Annotated in this window: 19 protein-coding genes; 15 read left to right on the top strand and 4 right to left on the bottom strand. The window is 74.0% G+C overall.

All coding sequences use genetic code 11. The features are described from left to right. Window positions 1-53 precede the first annotated feature (53 nt). Together ABT263_RS16070 and ABT263_RS16065 are read right to left on the bottom strand one after the other, a co-directional pair. A complete protein-coding gene (locus ABT263_RS16070; RefSeq protein ID WP_352291057.1) occupies window positions 54-2,459 on the bottom strand; it encodes a SulP family inorganic anion transporter in 2,406 nt (801 codons plus the stop codon). 471 nt (window positions 2,460-2,930) lie between these two features. Then, window positions 2,931-3,923 (bottom strand): ATP-binding protein, encoded by a 993-nt coding sequence (locus tag ABT263_RS16065; RefSeq protein ID WP_352291056.1) that lies wholly within the window; start codon window positions 3,921-3,923, stop codon window positions 2,931-2,933. A 267-nt stretch (window positions 3,924-4,190) separates the two neighbouring features. Here ABT263_RS16065 and ABT263_RS16060 point away from each other — a divergent pair, with 267 nt between their 5' ends. Next, window positions 4,191-5,084: a Fic family protein gene (locus ABT263_RS16060; protein ID WP_352291055.1), complete on the top strand. Its 894-nt coding sequence runs from the start codon at window positions 4,191-4,193 to the stop codon at window positions 5,082-5,084. Between the two features lie 541 nt (window positions 5,085-5,625). On the opposite strand, the gene ABT263_RS16055 is transcribed toward ABT263_RS16060, so the two are convergent. After that, entirely contained in the window at window positions 5,626-6,453 is an 828-nt protein-coding gene (locus ABT263_RS16055; RefSeq protein WP_352291075.1) for an HAD family hydrolase, read from the bottom strand. Between the two features lie 1,055 nt (window positions 6,454-7,508). Between ABT263_RS16055 and ssd the strand changes: the two genes are divergently transcribed. The 7 genes from ssd (at window position 7,509) to ABT263_RS16020 (ending at window position 13,449) form a co-directional block, all read left to right on the top strand. Beyond that, a complete protein-coding gene (gene ssd, locus ABT263_RS16050) occupies window positions 7,509-8,633 on the top strand; it encodes a septum site-determining protein Ssd (RefSeq protein WP_352291054.1) in 1,125 nt (374 codons plus the stop codon). Next, window positions 8,633-9,985, top strand: coding sequence for a TadA family conjugal transfer-associated ATPase (locus tag ABT263_RS16045; RefSeq protein ID WP_352291053.1), 1,353 nt, complete (start codon window positions 8,633-8,635; stop codon window positions 9,983-9,985). Before ssd ends, ABT263_RS16045 begins: the two co-directional genes overlap by 1 nt. 406 nt (window positions 9,986-10,391) lie before the next feature. After that, window positions 10,392-11,237 carry a type II secretion system F family protein gene (locus ABT263_RS16040; protein ID WP_352291052.1) on the top strand — a complete coding sequence of 282 codons (846 nt, stop codon included), beginning with the start codon at window positions 10,392-10,394 and terminating at the stop codon, window positions 11,235-11,237. A gap of 281 nt (window positions 11,238-11,518) precedes the next feature. Further along, window positions 11,519-12,136 carry a type II secretion system F family protein gene (locus ABT263_RS16035; protein WP_352291051.1) on the top strand — a complete coding sequence of 206 codons (618 nt, stop codon included), beginning with the start codon at window positions 11,519-11,521 and terminating at the stop codon, window positions 12,134-12,136. 92 nt (window positions 12,137-12,228) lie between these two features. Beyond that, window positions 12,229-12,504: a DUF4244 domain-containing protein gene (locus tag ABT263_RS38900; protein ID WP_380382468.1), complete on the top strand. Its 276-nt coding sequence runs from the start codon at window positions 12,229-12,231 to the stop codon at window positions 12,502-12,504. Window positions 12,505-12,577: 73 nt separating this feature from the next. Further along, window positions 12,578-12,967 carry a TadE family type IV pilus minor pilin gene (locus ABT263_RS16025; protein ID WP_329488501.1) on the top strand — a complete coding sequence of 130 codons (390 nt, stop codon included), beginning with the start codon at window positions 12,578-12,580 and terminating at the stop codon, window positions 12,965-12,967. After that, window positions 12,955-13,449: an Rv3654c family TadE-like protein gene (locus ABT263_RS16020; RefSeq protein WP_352291050.1), complete on the top strand. Its 495-nt coding sequence runs from the start codon at window positions 12,955-12,957 to the stop codon at window positions 13,447-13,449. Before ABT263_RS16025 ends, ABT263_RS16020 begins: the two co-directional genes overlap by 13 nt. Here ABT263_RS16020 and ABT263_RS16015 read toward each other — a convergent pair. After that, entirely contained in the window at window positions 13,444-15,915 is a 2,472-nt protein-coding gene (locus tag ABT263_RS16015; RefSeq protein WP_352291049.1) for a DEAD/DEAH box helicase, read from the bottom strand. The two genes, ABT263_RS16020 and ABT263_RS16015, sit on opposite strands and share 6 nt — an antisense overlap. A gap of 221 nt (window positions 15,916-16,136) precedes the next feature. On the opposite strand from ABT263_RS16015, the gene bldG reads away from it, so the two are divergent. The 7 genes from bldG (at window position 16,137) to topA (ending at window position 24,497) form a co-directional block, all read left to right on the top strand. Continuing rightward, the gene (bldG, locus tag ABT263_RS16010; RefSeq protein WP_148644090.1) at window positions 16,137-16,478 is read left to right on the top strand and encodes an anti-sigma factor antagonist BldG; all 342 of its coding nucleotides are present in this window, start codon (window positions 16,137-16,139) and stop codon (window positions 16,476-16,478) included. A 157-nt stretch (window positions 16,479-16,635) separates the two neighbouring features. After that, window positions 16,636-17,052, top strand: coding sequence for an ATP-binding protein (locus tag ABT263_RS16005; RefSeq protein WP_329488498.1), 417 nt, complete (start codon window positions 16,636-16,638; stop codon window positions 17,050-17,052). Window positions 17,053-17,339: 287 nt separating this feature from the next. After that, window positions 17,340-17,708: a cyclophilin-like fold protein gene (locus ABT263_RS16000; protein ID WP_352291048.1), complete on the top strand. Its 369-nt coding sequence runs from the start codon at window positions 17,340-17,342 to the stop codon at window positions 17,706-17,708. A gap of 209 nt (window positions 17,709-17,917) precedes the next feature. After that, the gene (locus ABT263_RS15995; protein ID WP_329488496.1) at window positions 17,918-18,640 is read left to right on the top strand and encodes a hypothetical protein; all 723 of its coding nucleotides are present in this window, start codon (window positions 17,918-17,920) and stop codon (window positions 18,638-18,640) included. 206 nt (window positions 18,641-18,846) lie between these two features. After that, a complete protein-coding gene (locus ABT263_RS15990; RefSeq protein ID WP_352291047.1) occupies window positions 18,847-20,379 on the top strand; it encodes a DUF7059 domain-containing protein in 1,533 nt (510 codons plus the stop codon). A 460-nt stretch (window positions 20,380-20,839) separates the two neighbouring features. Continuing rightward, a complete protein-coding gene (locus tag ABT263_RS15985) occupies window positions 20,840-21,301 on the top strand; it encodes a DUF3592 domain-containing protein (protein ID WP_352291046.1) in 462 nt (153 codons plus the stop codon). A gap of 334 nt (window positions 21,302-21,635) precedes the next feature. After that, complete coding sequence (gene topA / locus ABT263_RS15980) at window positions 21,636-24,497, top strand: type I DNA topoisomerase (RefSeq protein WP_352291045.1); 2,862 nt, start codon at window positions 21,636-21,638, stop codon at window positions 24,495-24,497. Window positions 24,498-24,512 lie beyond the last annotated feature (15 nt).

Below are 24,512 nucleotides of genomic sequence, written 5' to 3'. Positions count from 1 at the left end.
CGGAGAACCGGGCCCGTGCCCCGGCCCGCCCCGGCGGGACACGGGCCCGGCTCTCAGGCGGCCAGCCGGGGGTCGCCCCCGGTGGCGGCTGCCGTGGCGAGGTCCGCGCCGGCGGCGGAGACCTCTTCGATTTCACTCATTCGCCCGGGCGTGTCGCAGGGTGCCGGGCCCGCCGTGCCGCCCAGCGCCTCGACCGGACTGAACCGGCCGCTCTCCCGGTCGAGCACGTAGGCCTGGGCGGTGGCGAAGTCGAAGTACATCCCCACCAGCCGCAGGCTCCCCTCGGTGACCCGGCGCTCCACGGCGGGGTTCGCCATCAGCTGGTCCAGCTGCTGGACCACGTTGGTGATGCAGAGCTGCTCCACCACGTCGGCCGCCGGGCGGGTGGCGAACTCGGCGGGCACGCGGCGCAGCCGGTCGAGCGAGCCGCGGCCGTTGCGCAGCCAGCGGGTGAGCGCGGTCGGCGGCCCGGGGCGGTCGTGGACGCCGTCCAGCAGGGCCTTCATGGCCCCGCAGCCGGAGTGCCCGCAGATCGTGATGGAGCGCACCTCCAGTACCTCGACGGCGTACTGCACCGCGGCGGCCACCGAGTCGTCGGCGGCGCCCGGCTCGAACGGCGCCGGTACGAGGTTGCCCACGTTGCGAACGGTGAACAGGTCGCCCGGCCCACTGTTGGTGATCATGCTGGTGACCAGGCGCGAGTCGGAGCAGGTCAGGAACAGCTGGGAGGGCGTCTGCCCCTCCCGGGCGAGCCGGGCGAGCTCGGGGCGGACCAGCGGAGCGGTGTGCAGCTGGAACACCCGGACGCCGTCCAGGAGCCGGCCGTGCGGATCCTCCTGCTGGTCGATGCAGTGGTGGCCGACCCAGGGCGTCCAGGCGCGGCAGCGGTGCGGGCCGGAGGAACTGCCCGCCCGGACGGTGCCGTCGGGATCGAGGACCTCGTCGTCCTGGCGCCGCGTCACCATGGACACCTGGCCGCCGGCCGCCTGGCGGCCCGTCCGCCAGCTGTGCAGCGTCTCGTACGCGGCGTGGTCCAGGAAGGAGCCGTCGTGGACGACCGCCACGTCGGCGGCGGCGGGGATGCCGGCCAGCGCGCGGCTCAGCCGGGGCACGGCGGTGAAGGTGAGCGGCCCGTGCGTCTGCACCGTGAAGGAGCCGTCGGGGCCGGCCAGGACGTCCACATGGGCGCGGGTCAGGCGGTAGAGCGCGAGCAGGACGGCCGTCGCGGCGCCCAGCGCCACCCCGAGCAGGACGCCGAGCAGCACCACGCCGAGCACGGTGGCGAGGTAGACCGGGAACTCGCGGTGCCGGTGCACCTTGCGGATGTGCGCGAAGCTGACCATCTGCAGACCGACCACCAGCACGAGCGCGGCCAGCGCGGCGAGCGGGATCCGGCGGAGCCCGCCGGTGAGCGCCAGCGCGGCCGCGAGCACCCAGACGCCGTGCAGGATCGAGGACCACCTGGTCTGGGCGCCGGCCCGGACGTTGGCCGTGCTGCGCACCGCGCCGCCGGCGATCGGCAGCCCGCCGAGCAGGCCGCTGATCATGTTGGCGAGGCCCTGGCCCCGCAGCTCGCGGTCGAGGTCCCCGGTGCGGTGGGCCATCCGGTCGATGGCGACGGCGGAGAGCAGCGACTCGACGCTCGCCACGGCGGTGACGGTCAGCACGGCGGCCAGGATCGCGGCGAGCGGCCCGTGCGGCAGGTCGGGGACGAGATCGTGCGGCTCCCAGGCGGGCAGTTCGACCCGGGCGAGCTGCAGTCCGAGGGTCATCGCGAGCGCGGTGGCGGCGCCGACGGCGACCAGCGGGCCCGGCACCTTGGTCAGCCGGGAACCGAACGCCCCGGCCCTGCCGGGGAGTCGGCCGAGCCTGGGCCAGCCGAGCAGGACGGCGGCGGTGACCGTGCCGACGACCAGCGCGGACGGGTGCGGGCCGGCCAACTGGCTCGGCAGCGCGCGCAGATTGGCCAGTGCGGAGCTCTGCGGGGATCCCCCGAGGACGACGTGCAACTGGGCGATGGCGATGGTGAGGCCGACGCCGGCCAGCATGCCGTGCACGATGGCGGGCGAGACGGCGAGCGCCGTCCGGGCCACCCGGCGGACGCCGAGCAGGAGCTGGAGCAGCCCGGCGGCGAGCGTGATGGCGCAGGTGGCCTGCCAGCCGTACTGGGTGATCAGCCCGGCGGTGATCACGGTCAGCGCCGCGGAGGGGCCGCTGACCTGGAGGGGAGTGCCACCGAAGAAGCCGACCACGATACCGCCGACGGCGGCCGCGGCGAGCCCGGCGGTGAGCGGGGCGCCGGTGGCCAGGGCGATGCCGAGGGAGAACGGCACCGCGATCAGGAAGACCACCAGGGAGGCGGAGAGGTCCTGCACCCAGTGACCGCGAGAGGGGCGTCCGGGCGGGGCGTGGTCGTTGGTGTCGGAGGCGATGGGTGCGCTGGAGATGTCGAGGGTCATTGTCTTCCCGTCTGTCCGGGGGAACGAACGCAGTCAGGTCCGGTGGTGAGTCCGGTTGTGGGGGCTCGGGGAGTCGGATCGGCTGTCGTGGGTCGCGACGGTGTGGCGGGATGGCGTGGGGCGCGGCGGGGATTGCGGGTGTCACCGGCCGGGCCGTGGACCATCAAGGGGCCTCGAAGAAGCCGGGGAGGACCGGGCCGCAGAGAGGACCATCAAGACTCGGTAAACCGAGGGTAATGAAAGCTTTGCACAGCGTCATCTCGGGCGGTAGGTCCAACGCCCTCGATTCACCCCATTGGGTGGTGTTCGAACGGATGGAAATCTGCTGGTGGCACCCGTGGCGGCGTCGAACACGCGCAAATGGGCCGTGGCTTCCCCGGAGCGGGGAAGCCACGGCCCATGGGCGGCGGCGGGGCGGGCGTGCGACCGGGAGGCGCTCCGGCGCGGCGTCCGGGGGTGGGCGATCGGCCGTCAGGCGTGGGCGCCGGCCGGGGCGGGCCGCTGGCCGCCGAGCACGAAGGCGCGGTCCACCTGGGTGGCGAGGTCGATGCCGACCTTGGCGTTGGCCCAGCTCTCCGCGTTGCGGAGGTGGAAGAGGACGGCCTGCTCGGTGTAGCGGAGGGCGTCCCGCCGCTCGTGGGCGGCGTCGGCCTCGGCGCGCAGCTGCTCCAGCACGGCGCGGTTGCCCGGTTCCAGGGCGCGCAGCGGAGGCTCGGCGCCGCGCTCCAGCCGGCGCACCCAGTCGGACTGCCCGAAGGTGGTCAGCAGGTCGTCGCCGACCTCGGCGCGCAGGAACTCCAGGTCCTCGGCGCTCTGCACCTTGTTGCCGACCACGCGCAGCCGGACGCCGAAGTCCCGGGCGTAGTCCTTGTACTGGCGGTACACCGAGACGCCCTTGCGGGTCGGCTCGGCCACCAGGAAGGTCAGGTCGAAGCGGGTGAACAGCCCGGAGGCGAACGAGTCCGAGCCCGCCGTCATATCGGTGACCAGGTACTCGTCCCGGCCGTCCACCAGGTGGTTGAGCAGCAGCTCGACCGCGCCGACCTTGGAGTGGTAGCAGGCCACCCCGAGGTCCTCCTCCGTGAAGGCGCCGGTGGCCAGCAGTCGTACGGACCCCTCGTCGAGCGCGATCGGACGGGCGCAGGCCGCGTACACCGGGTTCTCCTCGACGATCCGCAGCAGGCGCGAACCGCGGCCGGGCGGCGTGGTTTTGATCATCTCCTCGGCGGACCGGATCAGCGGATTGTCGCCGCGCAGGTACTCCTTGATCTCCGGCAGGTGGGCGCCGAGCGACGGCAGCTCCGCCGCCTGAGCGTCCGTCAGTCCGAGGGCCGGCCCGAGGTGCTGGTTGATGTCGGCGTCGACGGCGATGACCGGGCGCCCCGCGGCGGCCAAGTGGCGGATGAACAGCGAGGACAGCGTGGTCTTGCCGCTGCCGCCCTTGCCGACGAAGGCGATCTTCAACTGGGACTCCCGCTCTCGCTCTGGGGCCCGATCTCGGGGCCGCCTGCTCGGGGCCTCTGCCGGGCCGCTCCGCGCACCCCTTCCGGGTCGCGTCCGCGCTGCGCCGAGGCCGACGATCTCCTGAATTGGAAATCGTTATCGTCTCCGATAGTGGCCATGCTATCCGTGGTTTCGGGTTCACCGGGGGAGGGAAGTGAGGATTGCCTCTAACGGGTGATGCGGGGTTGCTGTTCCGGGAGGGGGCCCTCGTTCATTACTCTCGGGTAGGTGAGCACAGGAACAGATCCCCTCGCCCCGCTGGCCCAGCTCCCCGGGGTGCCCGACGCGGTGGCCGAGGTGCGCAAGGCCGTCGACCGGCTCTACGGCCACCGGGTGATGCGCCGCCGCGCGGCCGAGGTCACCTCCGAAGCCGCGCTGCGCGGGGCCCGCGCCTCGGCGGCGCTGGCCGGGGCGGACTGGCCGCTGGAGGAGGTCCGGCGCCGCAGCGACTTCAGCGCCGACGAGGAGTCCCGCACCGTCGGCGCCGCGCTGCGGATCGCGGCCGAGGCCGGTCAGCTGCTGAGCATCTGGCGGCACTCGCCGCTCCAGGTGCTGGCCCGGCTGCACCTGCTGGCGGTCGGGGACGCCGACCCCGCGGCTGGTCGGCCGAGGCGGGCCGGGGAGGGTGTGGAAGACCTGTTCCCGCTGGAACTCAAGCCGGTGGAGAGCGTCGAGGTGGAGGCGGCTCCGGCCGGGCCGGCGGTCGAACCGCCACCGGCACCCGGGGCCGAGGAGGTCGCCGCCCGGCTGGACCAGCTCTCCCGGCTGCTGATCGCCCGCGCCGAGGGCCAGGGCGTCGGGACGCCGGCCCTGGTGGTGGCCTCGGTGGTGCACGGGGAGCTGTTGGCGCTGCGTCCGTTCGGCTCGCACAACGGTGTGATCGCGCGTGCCGCGCAGCGGATCGTCCTGATCGCCGAGGGGCTCGACCCGAAGTCGATCTGCCCTGCCGAGGTCGGTTTCGCGGAACTCGGCACGGACACCTACCGGCGCGCGCTGGCCGGCTACCTGGCGGGCACGCCGGACGGCCTGGCGGCCTGGATCGGCCACTGCGGCCGGGCGCTGCGGCTGGGCGTGCGGGAGAGCACGGCGGTCTGCGAGGCGATGCAGCGCGGCATGGTCTGACCGGTCCGGGGGCGCGGTCCGGCCGGGCGCGCGTCCTGGGCCGGACCCGGCGGGGTCGGGCGGCTTCGGCGACGCGGGCGGTTCGGCGGGCGGTGAGAGCAAGGATGCGGCGGCACCCGATCCTGCCTGGGTGCCGCCGCTGGTACAGGTGCCGGGTGACCATGCATGCACCGGAAGTGCCCATCAGACGGGGATCCTGCCCGTTCGTCTGGTGCGGCGGCCCGACAGCGGGTCGGCTGCATGTGGGTGCCCGACTATCTGTACGTGCGGTCCGTGGGGCCTGAACTGCGTTGTCGGTTTGACCTCTTCGGTCCTGTACCGGGTCTCGCGGGCCGTGCTTCCTTTGTATCGCGTTTCGGGGGAAAGGGGAACCCGAATCGAGAAGTCTTCGGCTTTTGCCCGTTCTATCCGAAGGGCCCGGTTAAGTACCTCTTTGGGGGGAGCTGCCTTCGGCAGGCCAAGGGACGGCGCGAGCGGCAGGCGCCCGGCGCAAGGGCCGAGTGTCAGCCCACCCGGTGCGCCGGCCGCCGGCCACGCGCCCTCAGGCTGCCGGACGGCGGCGGCGCGCCACGTACCAGATCACACCTGCGGTCAGTGCCGCGGCGCCGACCGCCACCGCCGTCAGCACCGAGCCGCTGGGGGCGGAGAATTCCGGGAGCCGGCGCCGCAGTTCCACCGGACGGTCGAAGACCAGCACCGGCCACTCGCGGGCCACCGCCTCCTTGCGCAGTGCCCGGTCCGGGTTGACGGCGGACGGGTGGCCCACGGCCTCCAAAAGCGGCAGGTCCGTCGAGGAGTCGCTGTAGGCGTAGCACTGGGCGAGGTCGTACCCCTCGACCTCGGCCAACTCCCGGATGGCGGCGGCCTTGTTCTCGGCATAGGCGTAGTAGTCGATCTCGCCGGTGTACCGGCCGTCCTCGATCTTCAGCCGGGTGGCGATCACGTGGTCCGCGCCGAGCAGTGCGCCGATCGGCTCGACCACCTCGGAGCCGGAGCTGCTGACGATGACCACGTCGCGCCCGGCGGCATGGTGCTGCTCGATCAGCGAGGCGGCCTCGTCGTAGATGATCGGATCGATGAGGTTGTGCAGGGTCTCGGCGACGATCTCGCGGACCTGCTGGACGTTCCAGCCCCGGGTGAGCGCGGAGAGGTACTCGCGCATCTTCTCCATCTGGTCGTGGTCCGCGCCGCCGACCAGGAAGACGAACTGGGCGTAAGCACTGCGCAGGACGGCCCGACGGTTGATCAGACCGCCCTGGTAGAAGGGCCGGCTGAAGGCCAGGGCGCTCGACTTGGCGATGATGGTCTTGTCGAGGTCGAAGAAGGCGGCAGTCCTGGGGCCTGCCGGGCGCGTGCGGTTGACCGGCAGGCCGGTCGCCGCGGGAGTGCCGGGCTCCTCGGCCGCGGTGGCGCCGTCCTGCTCGGCCGCCGCGGAATCCGGGAGGGCGCCGGAGTTCCCGCGATTCCCCTCCGCCGCCTTCCCGTCCGCCGCGGGGTTGTCGCTGCTCTCGACAGCCGCCCCCTTGGTCCCGGTGGCCGCCGACGACTTCGAGGACGCCGCGGTCCCGGTCGTCCCGGCGGACTCCGCGGTCTCGATGGTCTCGGCGATCTCGGCGATCTCGGCAGTCTCGGCAGTCTCGGCGGTGGAGTCCGGGGACTCGTCGGCGTACTCGTCGGCGTTCTCGGTGGTGTCCACGGGAACCGAGGATAGAGGGCGCTGGAAAACAGCCCGCCATTCGGCGTACGCATGGCCGCGCGGGTTTGTGTTTCTGGCCGCTCGGGTACACCATGGAAGTCACGGATCGTTCGCGACCGTGCTAACCCGGTCCGGCTCCTCCCCCCCGAGTCGGGCTGTGGATAGACGACCCCCGCTCTCCCCCCCGGCGGGGGTCGTCGCACGTCCGGGGCCATTTTCAGGGCTTGAACGGCTGCTGCGGAGGATTCCGCGCCCGGCCCGGTGGCGATCTACAAGGGGTGTCGGATCGAGGATGCACCGGTCCGCTCTCATCACTCCCGGTAGTCAGTTGCTCAGGGTTGCCATGAGCTGGCCCTGCCTCTGAAGACGCCCTCGGGACGCTTCGAAGAGCGCGCGAAGAACCCCGGAGCGTGTTCGGGAGGCCTCGGTGGAGGCCGGGTCGATCAGCCTCGGCGTGATGTCCCGACTCTTCTCGGTGAGCCCGTTTCGTCAATTCATTGCTCAATACCCCCCTGTCCGAGTGAACGAAGTTATCCACAGCCCCGAGTTGTCCACAGGGAATCGGAACGGGGCTGACGGAATCCGGATCACCCCCCACCGTGATGCACGGCAGCGGTTGCCGGTCGGGCCCCACGGGGCCGGCCGCGCGGTCGCCCGCCGCGTCCATCCGGATGCGCGCCCGTACCGCTCAGCGCGAGCGGTACGGGCGCCGTAGAGGGGAGACCGTCATGTCGACACCACTCACCGACCACGCCGCCGCGGACGGCCCGGCGACCACCGGCCCGCTCGTCGTCACCGAGGACGACGGCCTGGCCGAGCACCTGCTGCGGCTGTGCGCGGCCGCCGGTACCGAGCCGCAGCTGATCCGGGGTGCCCCGCCGACGCGCGGGCTCTGGGAGAGCACACCGCTCGTACTCGTCGGGGACGACCAGGCCGAGCGCTGTGCCGGGCTCCCCCGCCGCACCGGGGTACTGCTGCTCGGGCTCGACCTGGACGACCCGGGCATCTGGGTCAGGGCCGTCCAACTCGGCGCCGAGCACGTGCTGTTCCTGCCGGACGCCGAGGCCTGGCTGCTCGACCGGATCGCGGACGCCACCGAGGGCATCGGCACCTCGGCGCTCACCGTCGCCGTCCTCGGCGGCCGGGGTGGGGCCGGTGCCTCCACCCTGGCCTGCGCGCTCGCGGTCACGGCCGCCCGCACGGGCCGGCGGACCATACTCGTCGACGGCGATCCGCTGGGCGGAGGGCTCGACATCCTGCTCGGCGGTGAGACGGCCGGCGGCCTGCGCTGGCCCGACCTGGCCGGTTCGCGGGGCCGGGTCAGCGGCGCCGAACTCGCGAAGGCGCTTCCGGTGCTCAAACGGCTGACCTCGCTCTCCTGCCTGTCCTGGGACCGCGGCGACACGCTCGCCGTGCCACCCGAGGCCATGCGCAGCGTGCTGGCCGCCGCCCGGCGCAGGGGCGGACTGGTCGTGGTCGACGTGCCGCGCCGGCTCGACCCGGCCGCCGGTCAGGCGCTGGAGCAGTCCGACCTGGCGCTCCTGGTGGTGCCGGCCGAACTGCGCGCGGTCGCGGCCGCCGACCGGGTCGCGGCATCCGTTCGGATGCGCCTCCACGACGTACGGGCCGTGGTGCGCCCGCTGCGGCCCTTCGGGCTCCCGGCCCACCGGATCGCGCAGGGGCTGCGGCTCCACCTGGCGGGGGAGTTGGAGCCGGAGCACGGGCTGGCCGCCGACGCCGAGCAGGGCGTACCGCCGGGGATCCGTACGGAGGGCCCGCTGGCGCGTTTCTGCGAGACCTTCCTGGACGAGGTGCTGCCGCCCGTGCCGGCGGTGGGCGGAGGTGTGTACTGATGGTTCGTCTCGGAGGTACGGGAAGGGCGAACGCCACCGGGCGGATCCTCGGTGCGCGGGAGCGCCGGCCGCTGCGCAGCGTGGTGACGGCGGCCGGGCCGGCGGAGACCGGCCGGCAGCCCGAGCCGCCCCCCTACGGGCGGACGGCTCGGGAGGAGCGGACGGCGGCGCTGGTCGACGCGGTGCGGCTCAGGTTGGCCGAGTCGGGCGCCGCGCCGACCGCCGGGTCCGTCGCGGCGGTGCTCCGGGCGACCCGGCCGCCGCTCGGCGGCGACGAAGTCCTCGACACCGTGCGCTCGCTGCGCGCCGAGCTGGTGGGTGCGGGCCCGCTGGACCGGCTGCTGTCGGCGCCCGATGTCACGGACGTACTCGTCAACGGGCCGGACGAGGTCTGGGTCGACCGGGGCGGCGGTCTGCGCAGGGCCACCGGTGTCCGCTTCGCCGACGCCGAAGCGGTCCGTCGGCTGGCCCACCGGCTCGCCACGGCGGCCGGGCGCAGGCTCGACGACGCGCGGCCCTGGGTGGACGCCCGCTTGCCGGACGGCACCCGGTTGCACGCGGTGCTGCCGCCGATCGCGGCCGGGTGCACCCACATCTCGCTGCGGGTCTGCCGGCCCCGCCCGTTCACGCTCGACGAGTTGGTGGCCGGTGGCGCGCTTCCCGCCGCCGGGGCCGAACTGCTGGCAGGCATCCTGCGGGCCCGGCTCTCCCTGCTGATCAGCGGCGGAACCGGCACGGGCAAGACCACGCTGCTGGCGGCGTTGCTCGGGCTGGCGGGGCCCGGCGAGCGCATCGTCGTCGTCGAGGACTCCGCCGAGCTGCGACCGGCCCATCCCCATGTGGTCCGGCTGCAGAGCCGGCCGCCCAACCAGGAGGGGCTCGGTGAGCTGACCCTGCGGGATCTGGTCCGCCAGGCGTTGCGGATGCGGCCCGACCGACTGGTGGTGGGGGAGGTGCGCGGAGCCGAAGTGTCCGACCTGCTGGCCGCCTTGAACACCGGACACGAAGGCGGCTGCGGCACTGTGCACGCGAACGCCGCGGCGGACGTCCCGGTCAGGCTGGAGGCGCTCGGCTCGCTCGCGGGGCTGGACCGGGCGGCGCTGCACAGCCAACTCCGGGCCGCGCTGGACGTGGTGGTGCACCTGGTGCGGGAGCCGGCCTCCGGGAGGCGCCGGGTCGCCGAGATCCACACGCTGTCCGGTGACCGCGACGGGCTGGCCGTCACGACTGCGGCGGTGGCGTTCACGGCGGGCGGGGCCACCGTGCCCGGGGCCGGCTGGGACCGGCTTCTGCGGCTGCTCGCGGCCCGCGGGGTGGCGGTGGGCGCGGCGCTCCCGGGAGGACCGTCGTGATCCCGGGGGCGGTCGAGGTGGCGTTCGGCCTGTTGGTCTGCGGCTGCGCGGTGGGTGCGGCCGGGCTGCTGGGGTTGTGGCGCGGCAAGGGCGAACGGCGAAAGGGGTGAGCGGGATGACGAGAGATCAGGTCGAGCTGTGCTGGGTGGCGATGCTCTGTGTGGTGGCCACGGTGGGGTGGAGCGCTCTCCAGCGCCAGGTGGTGGGAGTCAGACGGTCCAGGCTCCTGTTCGTCGGTGGGACGGGTGGGGGAGGGGGTGGGAGCGATGGCGTGCCGATGCCCCGGTGGCGGTGGCCCTGGTCGAGCCCCGAGGCGGTCGGATCCGGTTCGGCCGCGCGGCCGCGACGGCCGGAGTGGCTGACGCCGGAGTTGCTCCTCCTGCCCGGCGGGCTGGGAGTCGCCCAGGTGTCGGCTTCGCCCGTGCCGGTGCTGGCCGCGGGCTTGGCCTTCCTTCCCTTGCGGCGCCGACGGCTGCGTCGCGCGGTGGAGGCGGAGGCCGGTCGGCGGGCCGCCGCAGTGGTGGACCTCTGCGCGGCACTGGCCGGGGAGTTGCGCAGCGGCGCCACGCCCGAGCAGGCGCTCCACCTGGTGACCACGCGTTTCGCCGAGGACGGCGAGGCCCTGCGCCGGATCGGCCTGGAGCCGGTGGCCCGGCTCGCGGCCGGCCGGTACGGCGGAGATGTGCCCGGTGCCTTCGAGTCGCTGGCGGAGTTGCCGGGGGGCCGCGGGGCGACCGCGATCGCCGCCTGCTGGCGCGTCACGTCCGACGGCGGCGCGGGGCTGGCCGCCGGGCTGGACGGGGTCGCCGAGGCACTGCGGGCCGAACGGGCGCTGGCGGAGGAGATCGCGGCCGAGCTGGCCGCGCCGAGGACGACGATCGCCGTCCTGGCGGCGCTGCCCGTCGCCGGGCTGCTGCTCGGCGCGGCGCTCGGGGCCCGGCCGCTGACCGTCCTGCTGCACACTCCGGCCGGGCTCGCCTGCCTGGCGGGCGGAGCGGCGCTGGAGGGGCTCGGCGCGGCCTGGACGGCCCGGATCGTCCGGGCTGCCTCCCGGGGTGCCCTGGAGGGTCCTCTGGGCGGCGGAGGCTCGGCCGCCGGGGCCACGGTCGGGTCCGGGGTCGTGGCCGAGCCCGGAGGCGGCGGCGCAGTCGGCGACCGGTCGGACGGTGGGTGGCGGTGCGGCATCTCCCGTACGCGGGCCCGGCCCGGTCGGCCGAGCGGTTCGTTCCGTGCCGAGGCGGCTTCGGCGTGACGCCCGGTACCGAGCGGCTCGCTCTCCTGGCAGGGCTGGGAGCGGGAGCGCTGCTCCTGCGGCGGTGGTCGAGGGGCCGGACCGGCCGCCGGAGGGCGGTCGCGCTGCTCCGTTCCTGCGGCTTCCGGTCCAGTGCTCGCTCCCGGCCCCGTCGACCGGGCCGGCCCACGGCGCTGGGGCGTCGGCCGACCTTGCCCGGGCGCCCGGCCGACGGGGGAGAGGGCCACCTCCGGAGCGCCGGGTCCGCCGCACCGGGCATCGCCGCACCGGGCATCGCCGCGATGGGGCGTGCGCAACGGGCCGTGGTGGCGGCCTGCGCCGGGGCGGCCATGGCCGCCGTGCTCGGCGGTGGGCCAGGCCTGGGGGCGGGCGTCCTGCTGGCCGTGGGTCTGCACCGGTGGCTGACCAGGGCGCGGTCCCCGGCGGAGCGGCGGTCCGCGTGGGAGGAGGACCAGCTCGCCCGGCAACTCCCGTTCGCCGCAGAGCTGCTCGCGGCATGCCTCGGGTCGGCCGCCTCGCCCGCCGCGGCGGTGGCGGCGGTCGGCCGGAGCGTCGCCGCGCCGATGGGGCCACGACTGGTGACGATCGCGGCCGAACTGGCTCTGGGGGCACCGCCGGAGCTCTGCTGGAGACGATTGGGTGAGGAGCACCCGGCCCTGGCGCCGCTGGCGCGCTGCCTGATCCGGACGAGTCTGAGCGGGACCCCGGCGGCCGGTCCGCTGGTCGGGCTGGCGCAGGCCCGTCGGACCGCCGCCGCCCGCACGGCGCACGCCCGCGTCCGCCGTGCCGGAGTGCTCGCCACGGCGCCGCTGGGGCTCTGCTTCCTCCCCGCGTTCGTACTGATCAGCGTCGTCCCGGTGGTCATGGGGCTCACCGCCGGCTTCGCTCGGTCGATCTGAATCGACGACCTCAAAACCTCCGCTGTCGAACTCGAAGCACCGCCCGGGCCGCGAGTCGGTCCTGAGCGGCAAGGAACCCAAGGAGAGAACCCATGACTGCAGTGATCGCGCACCGGCCCGCCGACAACGGCCGACCGTACCGGCGCCTGCTCGGGGTGTGTCGCCGGCGGAGTCGCTGGGCGGCCGTCCGGATCCGACGCGCAGCTCGCGCCCGGGGCAGGTCGGACGCCGGAATGACCACCGCCGAATACGCCGTGGGCACGGTCGCCGCGTGCGCGCTGGCCGCCGTGCTGTACAAGGTGGTGACCAGCACGGCCATCGTCGAAGCGCTGACCGAGGTCATCACCCGGGCGCTCCATGCGTCGTGACGGCCGGTGGGCCGTCAGCCTGCCCGGGGCATTCGGGGCAGCCAGGGCATTCGGGGCAGCCGGGGCAGCCGGGGTGACCCGGCTCCGTCGCCGGGACGCGGGCTTCGTCACCGCCGAGACGGCGGTGGCGATGCCGGCCCTGGTCCTGCTCGCCGTGATGCTGATCTGGGGAGTGCTCGCGGCGGCCGCGCAGATCCGCTGCGTCGACGCGGCGCGGGTGGGTGCCCGGGCGGCCGCGCGTGGCGAGGTGGACGCTGCCGCGATCGCCCAGGCGGCGGCCCCGCCCGGGGCGGCTGTACGGGTGGCCGTCGAGGCGGACACGGTTCGGGTCACGGTGGACGCGCCCTCGGCGGCCCCGGGCCGGCTCGCCGGCCTGCTCTCGGTACGGCTCGGCGCGGCCGCGGTGGCGGCGCGGGAGGACACCCTGACGGGCGGCGGGGGTGCGGGTCCATGGCCCTCCTGATCCCCGGGGCGGCCGTGATGGGCAGGGTGGCCAGGGCCCGGGGCGCCCGTGCGGCGGTCGGGCGCCCGACCGACGGCGGATCCGCGACGGTCTGGCTGGTCGCGTTCGCGGTGCTCGGCTGCACGACGTTCGCCGCGGTCCTCTCGGTCGGCGCGGTGGTGGGCGCCCGCCACCGCGCCGAGTCCGCCGCCGACCTGGCGGCCCTCGCGGCGGCCGACCGGCTGCTGCTGGACCTGGACGGCGGCTGCGCCCGGGCCGCCGGGATCGCACGGGCACAGGCGGCCGCCCTGGTGTCCTGCACGGTGGACCGGGAGGCGGACACCGTCGAGGTGGTGGCGGAGGTGTCGATCGGCCGCCTTCCGGTGGATCTGCCGATCGGGCCGGCGCGGGCCCGTTCCCGAGCCGGGCCGATCCGTGCCGCGGCTGCTGCTACGGCTGCTGCCGCGGACGAGGGCGTCAGTGCGACGGCAGGCGGCTCATGAGCCTTCGGCGGAGGGCTCGGCCGTCCCGGCCCCGGCCCCCGGGCCGCCGTCGCCCTGAGGCTCGTGAGGCGTCCGGCCCCCGTCCCCGTCCCCGTCCCCGTCTCCGTCCCCGCTCGGGGCCTCGGCCCCGGCCCCGGCCTCGGCCCCGTCGGCCGCCGGTGCTCCGGCGAGCAGGATGTCCAGCAGTCGGACGGCGGCCCCCTTGTCCAGCGGTTCGTTGCCGTTGCCGCACTTGGGCGACTGCACGCAGGACGGGCAGCCGCGTTCGCACTCGCAGGCGGCGATCGCCTCCCGGGTGGCCGTCAGCCACTGGACGGCGCGCTGGAAGCCGCGTTCGGCGAACCCGGCCCCGCCCGGGTGGCCGTCGTAGACGAAGACCGTCGGCAGCTCGGTGTCGGGGTGCAGCGGCACCGAGACACCGCCGATGTCCCAGCGGTCGCAGGTGGCGAAGAGCGGCAGCAGGCCGATGGAGGCGTGTTCGGCGGCGTGGGCGGCCCCGGGCAACTGGTCGAGCGGGATGTCCGCGTCGAGCAGCTGGTCCTCGGTGACGGACCACCAGACCGCCCGGGTCCGCAGGGTCCGGGGCGGCAGGTCGAGTTTGGTCTCGCCCATGATCTCCCCGGTGGAGATCCGTTTGCGGAGGTAGCCGACCACCTGGTTGACGACCTCCACCGAACCGAAGCTGAGCCGGCCCTCGCCCCAGGCGAGGGAGGTGTCGGTGGAGAGCACCGAGATGGAGGTGATGTCCCGGGCGGCCGTCGTGTACGGCGGGTCGGCCGGCTCGACCAGGGCGACGGAGCTCTCCAGGTCGAAGTCCCGGACGAGGTAGCTGCGTCCCCGGTGGATGTGGACGGCCCCGGTGTGGACGGTGGTGTGGGCGGCGGAGGCGTCCACGGTGCCCAGCAGCCGGCCGGTCGGGGCCTCGACGATCTGCACCGGGCTGCCACCGCTGCCACGCAGGTCGACGGCGTCGGCGGCGCGTTCGCGGCGGGTCCAGTACCAGCCGCCACCGCGGCGGCGGAGCAGCCCGCGCCGCTCCAGGACGGGCAGCAGCGGGCCCGCGGAGGGGCCGAACAGGTCCAGGTCGCTGTCCGTGAGTGGGAGTTCGGCGGCCGCCGCGCACAGGTGCGGGGCGAGGACATGCGGATTGTCGGGGTCGAGCACGGTGGCTTCGACGGGCGTGGCGAAGAGCGCCTCCGGGTGGTGCACCAGGTAGGTGTCCAGCGGGTCGTCGCGGGCGATCAGGACGGCCAGGGCGCCCTGGGCCTCGCGCCCGGCCCGCCCGGCCTGCTGCCAGAGCGAGGCCCGGGTGCCGGGGTACCCGGCCATCAGGACGGCGTCCAGACCCGAGATGTCGACGCCCAGTTCGAGAGCGGAGGTGGAGGCGACGCCGAGCAGCCGGCCGGACTGCAGATCGCGTTCGAGGGCCCGGCGCTCGTCGGCGAGGTAGCCGCCGCGGTAGGCGGCGACCCGGTCGGCGAGCGGTCGGCCGAGCTGGTCCTGGGCCTGGAGCGCGACGAGTTCGGCCGCCCGGCGGGAGCGGACGAACACGACGGTGCGGGTCTGCCGTTCGACGAGGTCGGTCAGCAGGTGGGCGGCCTCGGCGGTGGCCGTCCTGCGGACTGGGGCCCCGTGCTCGCCGACGTTCTCGGTGAGCGGCGGTTCCCAGAGCCCGAACACCATCGGACCGCGCGGCGAGGCGTCCTCGGTGACGGCCTCGGCGGGCAGCCCGGTGAGCAGCCGGGCGGTGGCGGCCGGGTCGGCGGTGGTGGCCGAGGCGAGCAGGAAGGTCGGCGAGGAGCCGTACCGGGCACAGATCCGGCGCAGCCGGCGCAGCACCTGGGCGACGTGCGAGCCGAACACGCCCCGGTAGCTGTGGCACTCGTCGACCACCACGTAGCGCAGCGTCTTGAGGAAGGAGGACCAGCGCGCGTGTGCGGGCAGGATGCCGCGGTGCAGCATGTCGGGATTGGTGAGCACGTAGGAGGCGTACTGGCGGACCCACTCGCGTTCCTCGGGCGGCGTGTCGCCGTCGTAGAGGGCGGGCCGGACCCTGGGCGGGGCGAGTTCGGCGGCCCGTCGCCGCTGGTCGGCGGCGAGCGCCTTGGTCGGGGCCAGGTAGAGCGCGGTGGCGCCACGGCCGTTGCGGGCCTCGGTCCCGTCCAGCAGGTCGCTGAGCACCGGCGCCAGATAGCCGAGCGACTTGCCCGAGGCGGTTCCTGTGGCGATCACCACAGTATGGCCGCTTTTGGCCAGGTTCATCGCTTCTGCCTGATGGGCCCAGGGACGTTCCACGCCCAGCTCCCGGGCGGAGGCGACGATCTCGGGTCGGATCGAGTCGGGCCAGGGTGAATAACGTGCTGGTCGGGCGGGAAGGTGCTCCGTATGGGTGAGCCGGTCCGACCGCCCCCGGGTGGTGGACAGGGTCGTGAGCAGTGCCTCGGGCAGGCTGTGACGGGGCGGCATGAGGACCCAGTGTGTCACCGGCGTGACGGAGAATCGTCGTAAGCCATCGTGCGGTCATGGTCGCAGGTGGTTGAATGTGGCCGTGACGGCCGTACGGCCGGGGGTCGCAGCGCTGAGGCTCGCCACGCGTGATGGGGCGCGTCCGGGGTACGCGACCATGCGGTGACGGCCGTCCGGCCGAAGATCGCAATGACGTAGCAAGGCAAGGTGCTGGAGGTTCCGTGGACCTGTCCCTGTCGACCCGTACAGTCGGCGATCGCACGGTCGTCGAGGTTGGCGGCGAGATCGATGTGTACACCGCCCCGAAGCTGCGTGAGCAGTTGGTCGAGCTCGTCAACGACGGCAACTACCACCTCGTCGTCGACATGGAGGGCGTGGACTTCCTCGACTCGACCGGTCTGGGCGTGCTGGTGGGCGGTCTGAAGCGAGTGCGGGCCCATGAGGGTTCGCTGCGCCTGGTGTGCAACCAGGAGCGCATTCTGAAGATCTTCCGTATCACCGGCCTGACCAAGGTCTTCCCGATCCACACCTCGGTGGACGACGCGGTCAACTCGACCGACTGACCAGGCCGGGCCGGCCTCGTGTCGACCCGTCCGATCCACGTGTCCGGCGTGCCGGGGCCCCTGTGGCCCCGGCCCGTCCGGCCCGCCCCGGAGCCGGTGGGACCGGTTCGCAGGGGCCCGCATGCCCGGCCCCGGCCGGACACCCCGAGGGGGAGAGATGGCAACCGTCGAACTTCGATTCAGCGCGCTTCCCGAGCATGTCCGTACGGCCCGGCTGGTCGCCGCGGCTGTGGCAAGACGAGCCGGGGTCGACGAGTCGGTGCTCGACGAAGTCCGGCTCGCCGTGGGTGAGGCGTGCTCCCGTGCGGTCGGCCTGCACCAGCGCGGTGGCATCACCGGTGCGGTCCGGGTCGCTCTCACGGACCAGGAGAAGCGTTTCCTCATCGAGGTCGAGGACGAGGCGGGCCCCGCCACCGTGCCGGCCCCGGGTGCTGCCGAAGGCGATCCGGACGAGGACACCCTGGGTCTCGCCGTGATCACCGGACTGGTGGAGGAGCTGGAGGTCACCAGCGGAGCGAGCGGTGGCCTGATCCGGATGAGCTGGCCGGTCTCGGTCGACGCGATGGCGCTCTGACCGGCGACTGCCGACGGCCGACCGGCCTTTCCCGTCCGGCCGGTTCCTGCTGCCCGCCGACTACGGCGGTGGCCGCTCTCGTCGTGGTCACTCGCGCGCCGTTGCGGCCGCGCCGCCGTCGTGACGGCCGAGCGGTTGCCGCACACGTCCCTCGCGCCACACCACGGCCGCAGCCGGGGAGTCCACCTGGCGGGAGCGCATTGACAAGTTGTTGAATCCAGCGGTTCCCTGCTCTCGGCACGACCGGCCCCGATCGGTGATCGGGTCTGTCGTAGAAGAGGGAACCCATGCGGATTCGCATCCTGTGGCCCGCCGGTCAGGCGCTCGCCACGCTCACGGCCACCCCCACCGCCCAGGCGCTCTGGGGTGCGTTGCCGATCAGCTCGTCGGCCAGTACCTGGGGCGAGGAGGTGTACTTCGGGACGCCGGTCAGCGTGCCCAGGGAGGACGACGCCCGGCAGGTCGTCGAGCCGGGCACCGTGGCGTTCTGGACGGACGGTGACAGCCTCGCGCTGCCCTTCGGGCCGACGCCGATCTCCCGGGACGGCGAGTGCCGGCTGGCCAGCCCCTGCAACATCCTCGGCTCCCTGGACGGGGATCCCGAAGTGCTGCGCACCGTCCGCCCGAACGACCCGGTCAGGGTCGAGCGGGCCTGAACCCGGTCGGCCTGAGTCCATATCCCGGGCCAGGTACGCCTCCCGCCGTGAGGGACCTCCCGGAGGCCGGGGAAGGCCGTCCGGAGGAGGGGAGCGACCGATCCAGGCTGGGGGAGACCGGTCGGAGCCGGTACGGGCGGGAACCAGGGGCCGGGTGGCGGCCGTGTAGGTTCGCAGTTCGACGACCGAAACCGAAAGGGCTTCTCCCGGTGAACAAGCGACTGCTGGCCGTACCCGCGCTCGGCGCGCTGCTGGCGTTCGGCGCCGTCGGCTGCGGCGACGACAACAGCAAGCAGCTGGAGTCCTGGGCGGCGAACGTCTGCGGCGCGGCCAAGGACCCGATCGCCCAGGCGCAGACCGCTCTGGCGGACACCGGCCAGGTGAAGACCGGTGAGGCCCCGGCCGATCTGCAGAAGCGCCTCTCCGCCGACATCGGGCGGCTGGCCAAGACCAACCAGGAGATCGCCGCCGCCATCGACTCCGCCGGTGCGCCCAAGGTCGACGAGGGCGGGAACCTCCAGAAGGACACCGTCTCCGAGCTCAACAAGGCGGCCGACCTGTACCTCGACGTCCAGAAGAAGCTGGACGCGCTGCCCAACGACGAACAGGCGAAGTTCGCCGACGGGCTGCGCAGCGTCGCCGACCAGGTGCAGAAGCTGGCCTCGCTCTCCACCCAGGCACAGGCCAAGCTGCAGCGCGGCGACCTCGGTGCCGCGATGGCCAAGCAGGAGGGCTGCAAGCCGGGCTCGGCCGCCGCGGCGCCCACCGCCGGAGCGAGCGGGACGCCGACGGCCGGTGGCAGCACCGGCACCCCCGCGCCCGGCGCGACCGACGGCGCGAGCCCGGCGGGCAGCCAGGCCGCGACGGACCCGGCGGCGACCTCGGCCCCGCCCGCCCCCGCCGCGTCCAGCCCCGCGCCCTCGGCGAGCTGACCCGACCGGTCCGGAGCCGACCCCGTCCGGAGCCGACCCCGTCCGGAGCCTCGTCCCCGTCCGGAGCCGACCCCGTCCGGAGCCTCGTCCCCGTCCGGAGCCGGTCCCGCCCGGCCGTGCCCGGCGCGGGCGGGTCGGCGGCCTGGCCCCGGCGCGGGCGGCCCCGGCGGGGAAGCGGGCCCGGCGGCCGGGGGGACAATGGCGGGGTGATCAGTAGCCCCGTTCTCGACCCGACCCGCCTCCCCAAGTTCCGTGAGGCGCTGCTCGCCGCCGCGTACACCGCCGACGGCTGCCTCGACCTGCTCGGGCCCACCGGCTACGCGGCGCTGGCGCGCAGCGAGGCCGTCCCGGCGCTGCGCGCCACCCGTGGCGGCAGCCCGCTGGAGACGCTGGTGCGGCTGTTCCTACTGCAGCAGCCCGTGCCGTACAAGGCGGCCGCCGCCGCGCTGCCGGTCGAGGACTGTCTGACCGACGGCTGGCTGCGCGCGGACGGGGACCAGGTGCGCGCCACCGTGGACGTCCGCCCGTACGCCAACGAGGTCTCCGGTCTTCCCAGTTCGGACGCCTGGGTGGTCTCCGACCTGGGCTGCGCGGTCGGCGGGGCGGGCGGGATCGGCTCCGGCGAGACCGCGCACGGCGTGGCCCGCAAGGACCTGGTGCTCGGGGTGGGGGGCGCCTCCACGACGCTGGCCAACATCACCGTGCGCCGCCCGGTCCGGGCCGCCCTGGACCTCGGCTCGGGCTCCGGGGTGCAGGCCCTGCACGCCGCCCGGCACGCGCAGCGGGTCACCGCCACCGACCTCAATCCGCGTGCGCTGCGGTTCACCGAACTGACGCTCGCGCTCTCCGGCTTCGACAACACCGACGCCGCCGCCGGCAGCCTCTTCGAGCCGGTCGGGGAGCGGAAGTTCGACCTGATCGTCTCCAACCCGCCGTTCGTGATCTCGCCCACCGGCCGCTTCACCTACCGCGACGGCGGCATGGCCGGCGACGACCTCTGCCGCAGCCTGGTCCGCTCCGCCGCCGCGCACCTGGAGCCGGGCGGCTACTGCCAGTTGCTCGCCAACTGGCAGCACGTCAAGGGCGAGGACTGGCACGACCGGCTGGCCGGCTGGGTGGCGGGCACCGGCCTGGACGCCTGGGTCGTCCAGCGGGAGGTCCAGGACGTCGCCCAGTACGCCGAGTTGTGGCTGCGTGACGGCGGTGACCACCGCGGCGCCGGCGGTGACTACCAGGCCCGGTACGGCGAGTGGCTGGACGCCTTCGAGGCGGGCCGGGTCGAGGGCATCGGCTTCGGCTGGATCACGCTGCGGGCGAGCGGCGCCGAGCGGCCGACCGTCCGGGTGGAGGAGTGGCCGCACCCGGTCGAGCAGCCGCTCGGCCCGCACATCGAGGAGTGGTTCGACCGGCAGGACTACCTGCGCACGCACGACGACGCGGGGCTGCTCGCGGCCCGGTACGTGCTGGCCGACGAGGTGGTCCAGGAGCAGGTCGGCGCACCCGGGGCGGAGGACCCGGAGCACGTGATCCTGCGCCACAACCGCGGCATGCGGCGGGCCACCAAGGTGGACACGGTGGGAGCCGGGTTCGCCGGGGTCTGCGACGGGACGCTGTCGGCCGGCGAGATCGTGGACGCCATCGCGCAACTGCTCGGCGAGGACCGGGTGGTCCTGCGGGACCGGGTGCCGGAGTCGTTGCGGCTCCTCACCGAGCAGGGGTTCATCCGACCGGTCGAGTAACGGCCCCGGAGCTGCCCCGCGGGCCCCTCGCCCCGCGGGCCCCTCGCCCCGCGGGCCCGCTGCCCTGCGGGCCGGCCACCCTGCGGGTCCGCCACCCTGCGGGTCCGCCGCCCCCGGCGCCCGGTCGGCCGCCCACCCGCGGCCGACACCCGGTGTCCCTCCGCCACCCGCCGGTGCCCTCGTTCGTTCGGCTCGCGTCGAAGCCCGAAGGCGGCCCCGCCGCGACCTGCCGTGGCTCGAAACGGCCTGCCGTGACCCGGTACGGCCCGGCGCGGTCCGACGGCCCGCCACGGCTCGGCGCGGCACGACCCGATTCGGTCCGAACGGGCCGGGTCGGGCTCCTGCCGGTTCATCTCCCGGTGCCTCCTGGTTCGCCCGCCGGTCGCTGAACGGCTGTCCCGCGTTGGCCCCGGACTGTGAAGCTCTGTCCACAGGCTGTGGACAGAGCTGGGGGCAAGGGGTGGACACGACGACGGCCACGGCGGGCGGCGCGGTGCTCGCGCTCTTCGGCGGCGCACTGCTGCTCTGGTGCGCGTCCGAAGTGCGCCTTCGCCACCTGGTGCGGCGCCGTGGCGTGCCGGCGGTGGCCACGGTGGTCGCCGAGGCCGACGCCCACGGTGAGCTGGACAGCGCACCGCTGCTCTCCTTCTCCGCACCGGCCGTGACGGGCGCCGCCGGCCCGGGGCGATGCGCCGAGCTGGTGATCACCCGCCCGCGCGGCCACACCCCGCTGCGCCGGCCGGCCCGCTTCGCGCCCGGGGCGTCCGTCCGTATCTCCTACGATCCTCGGCGGCCGAGCCGCGCGGTCCTGGCGGCGACGGAAACCGGCCGGGCGGCGGTGGCCGATCTGCTCTGGACCTCGCTCGGCACCGGCTGCGTGGCCGCGGGGGCGGTACTGATCGCCGCCGGCCTCGCGGGCTGAGCCCCGTCCCACCGCCGCTCCGCCCGCCGCGCGGTGTCGATTTTCCGTTGACAGATTTCGAAATCCGTCATTCCATCCTTCGAAACCCGCCGAAGCCCCCCTCCACGGGGCGCGATCCTCCATCATCGGGTTACCGTTCGAGTGGCGTCGGTCGGCCTTGCCGGTGAAAAAGCAGGATCCTTCCGTTTGACAAGGGTGGCCGGGGTACGGTCACACTCCGCTGGTGGGGTCGTCGTGCAGCGGCGCCCCCGGGACGGTGGAGGGGTCGGGCGGAGCGCAGCCTGTGCTGCCGGCGCCGACCAGCTCACGTAACGACCGGGAGAGAAGAGCGAAGGTGTCCCCGAGCAGCGAGACCGCGCACGGACAGCGACTCGTCATTGTCGAGTCGCCGGCCAAGGCGAAGACGATCAAGGGCTACCTTGGCCCCGGCTACATCGTCGAGGCGAGCGTCGGGCACATCCGGGACCTGCCCAGCACAGCGGCCGAGGTCCCGGACAAGTACACCGGCGAGGTGCGCCGCCTCGGCGTCGATGTCGACCACGACTTCGCGCCCATCTACGTGGTGAACGCGGACAAGAAGTCGCAGGTCAGCAAGTTGAAGTCGCTGCTGGCCGAGTCCGACGAACTCTTCCTCGCCACCGATGAGGACCGCGAGGGCGAGGCCATCGCGTGGCACCTCCAGCAGGTCCTGAAGCCCAAGGTGCCGGTGCACCGGATGGTGTTCCACGAGATCACCAAGACCGCGATCCAGGAGGCGGTGGCCAACCCGCGCGAGCTGAACCAGCGCCTGGTCGACGCCCAGGAGACCCGCCGCATCCTCGACCGCCTCTACGGCTTCGAGGTCTCGCCGGTGCTCTGGAAGAAGGTCATGCCGAAGCTGTCGGCCGGCCGCGTCCAGTCCGTCGCGACCCGCCTGGTGGTCGAGCGGGAGCGCGAGCGGATCGCCTTCCGCAGCGCCTCCTACTGGGACCTGGTCGCCACCTTCGGCACCGGCCGCACCCCGGCCGACGCCGCCAACCCGGAGACCTTCGGCGCCCGGCTCTCGGCCGTCGACGGCAAGCGGATCGCCAGCGGCCGCGACTTCGGTTCGGACGGCCGGCTGAAGGCCGGCAGCGTCAACACCCTGCACCTGGACGAGCAGGCCGCCCGCGCGCTGGCCGCCGCCCTGGAGCAGACCTCGTTCGGTGTCCGCAGCGTCGAGTCCAAGCCGTACCGTCGCTCGCCGTACGCGCCGTTCCGCACCACCACGCTCCAGCAGGAGGCCAGCCGCAAGCTGGGCTTCGGTGCCAAGCGGACCATGCAGGTGGCCCAGAAGCTGTACGAGAACGGCTTCATCACCTATATGCGTACCGACTCCACCACGCTGTCGGAGACCGCGATCTCGGCCGCCCGGGCGCAGGTCACCCAGCTCTACGGGGCCGACTACCTGCCGGACGCGCCGCGCACGTACGCCAGCAAGGTCAAGAACGCCCAGGAGGCGCACGAGGCCGTCCGCCCCTCCGGCGACCGCTTCCGCACCCCGGCCGAGACCGGCCTGAGCGGCGACGACTTCCGGCTCTACGAGCTGATCTGGATGCGCACCGTCGCCTCCCAGATGAAGGACGCGGTCGGCCAGTCGGTGACCGTGAAGGTCGGCGGCCGCTCCGCGGACGGCCGGGACGCCGAGTTCTCCGCCTCGGGCAAGATCATCACCTTCCACGGCTTCCTCAAGGCCTACGTCGAGGGCGCCGACGACCCGAACGCCGAGCTGGACGACCGCGAGCGCCGGCTGCCGCAGGTGACCGAGGGCGACCCGCTGTCCGCCGAGCAGCTCACCCCGGAGGGCCACGCCACCAAGCCGCCGGCCCGCTACACCGAGGCCTCGCTGGTCAAGGAGCTGGAGGACCGGGAGATCGGCCGCCCGTCCACCTACGCCTCGATCATCGACACCATCATCGGGCGCCGCTACGTCTTCAAGAAGGGGACGGCGCTGGTGCCGTCGTTCCTCTCCTTCGCCGTGGTGAACCTGCTGGAGAAGCACTTCGGCCGGCTGGTCGACTACGACTTCACCGCGCGGATGGAGGACGACCTCGACCGCATCGCCGCGGGCGAGGCGCAGTCCGTGCCGTGGCTGAAGCGCTTCTACTTCGGTGAGGGCGAGGGCCACGCCACCGGCGGCGCCGCCGAGGCGGGCAACGGCGACGGCGACCACCTGGGCGGTCTGAAGGAACTGGTCACCGACCTCGGCGCGATCGACGCCCGGGAGATCAGCTCGTTCCGGATCAGCGACGACCTGACCCTGCGGGTCGGCCGCTACGGCCCGTACGTCGAGCGCGCCTCCACCGTGGAGGGCGAGCCCGGCCGGCGCGCCGACATCCCGGACGAGCTGCCGCCGGACGAGCTCACCGTCGAGCTGGCCGAGGAGCTGCTGGCCAAGCCCAGCGGTGACTTCGAGCTCGGCCAGGACCCGGTCAGCGGCAACCAGCTGGTCGCCAAGGACGGCCGGTACGGCCCCTACGTGACCGAGATCCTGCCCGAGGGCACGCCGAAGACCGGCAAGAACGCCGTGAAGCCGCGGACCGCGTCGCTGCTCCAGTCGATGTCGCTGGACACCGTCACGCTCGACGACGCGCTGAAGCTGCTGTCCCTGCCGCGCGTGGTCGGTGTCGATGAGGAGGGCGTGGAGATCACCGCGCAGAACGGCCGCTACGGGCCGTACCTCAAGCGCGGCACCGACTCCCGCTCGCTCACCAGCGAGGAGCAGATGTTCACGGTCACCCTGGAGGAGGCCCTGGCCATCTACGCCCAGCCCAAGCAGCGCGGCCGGGCCGCGGCCGCGCCGCCGCTCAAGGAGCTGGGCACCGACCCGGTCAGCGAGCGTCCGGTGGTGGTCAAGGACGGCCGGTTCGGTCCGTACGTCACCGACGGCGAGACCAACGCGACGCTGCGCAAGGACGACGAGGTCGAGACCATCACTCCCGAGCGCGGCTACGAGCTGCTGGCGGAGAAGCGGGCCCGCGGGCCGGTGAAGAAGACGGCCAAGAAGGCCCCGGCGAAGAAGGCGGCGGCCAAGAAGACCGCCACCAAGAAGACCACCACCACCAAGACGGCCGCGGCCAAGACCACGGCCAAGAAGACGACGACCAAGGCCGCCGCGAAGAAGACGGCGACCAAGAAGGCCGCCGCGAGCAAGACCGCCGCCGTCGACGAGGGCTGACCCTCCACCAGCGGC

This window comes from Kitasatospora sp. NPDC001603 (assembly GCF_040298365.1).
Taxonomy (GTDB): Bacteria; Actinomycetota; Actinomycetes; order Streptomycetales; family Streptomycetaceae; genus Kitasatospora.
The sequence above is the reverse complement of the archived record's forward strand: the minus strand, read 5'-3'. Positions and strand labels throughout refer to the sequence as shown.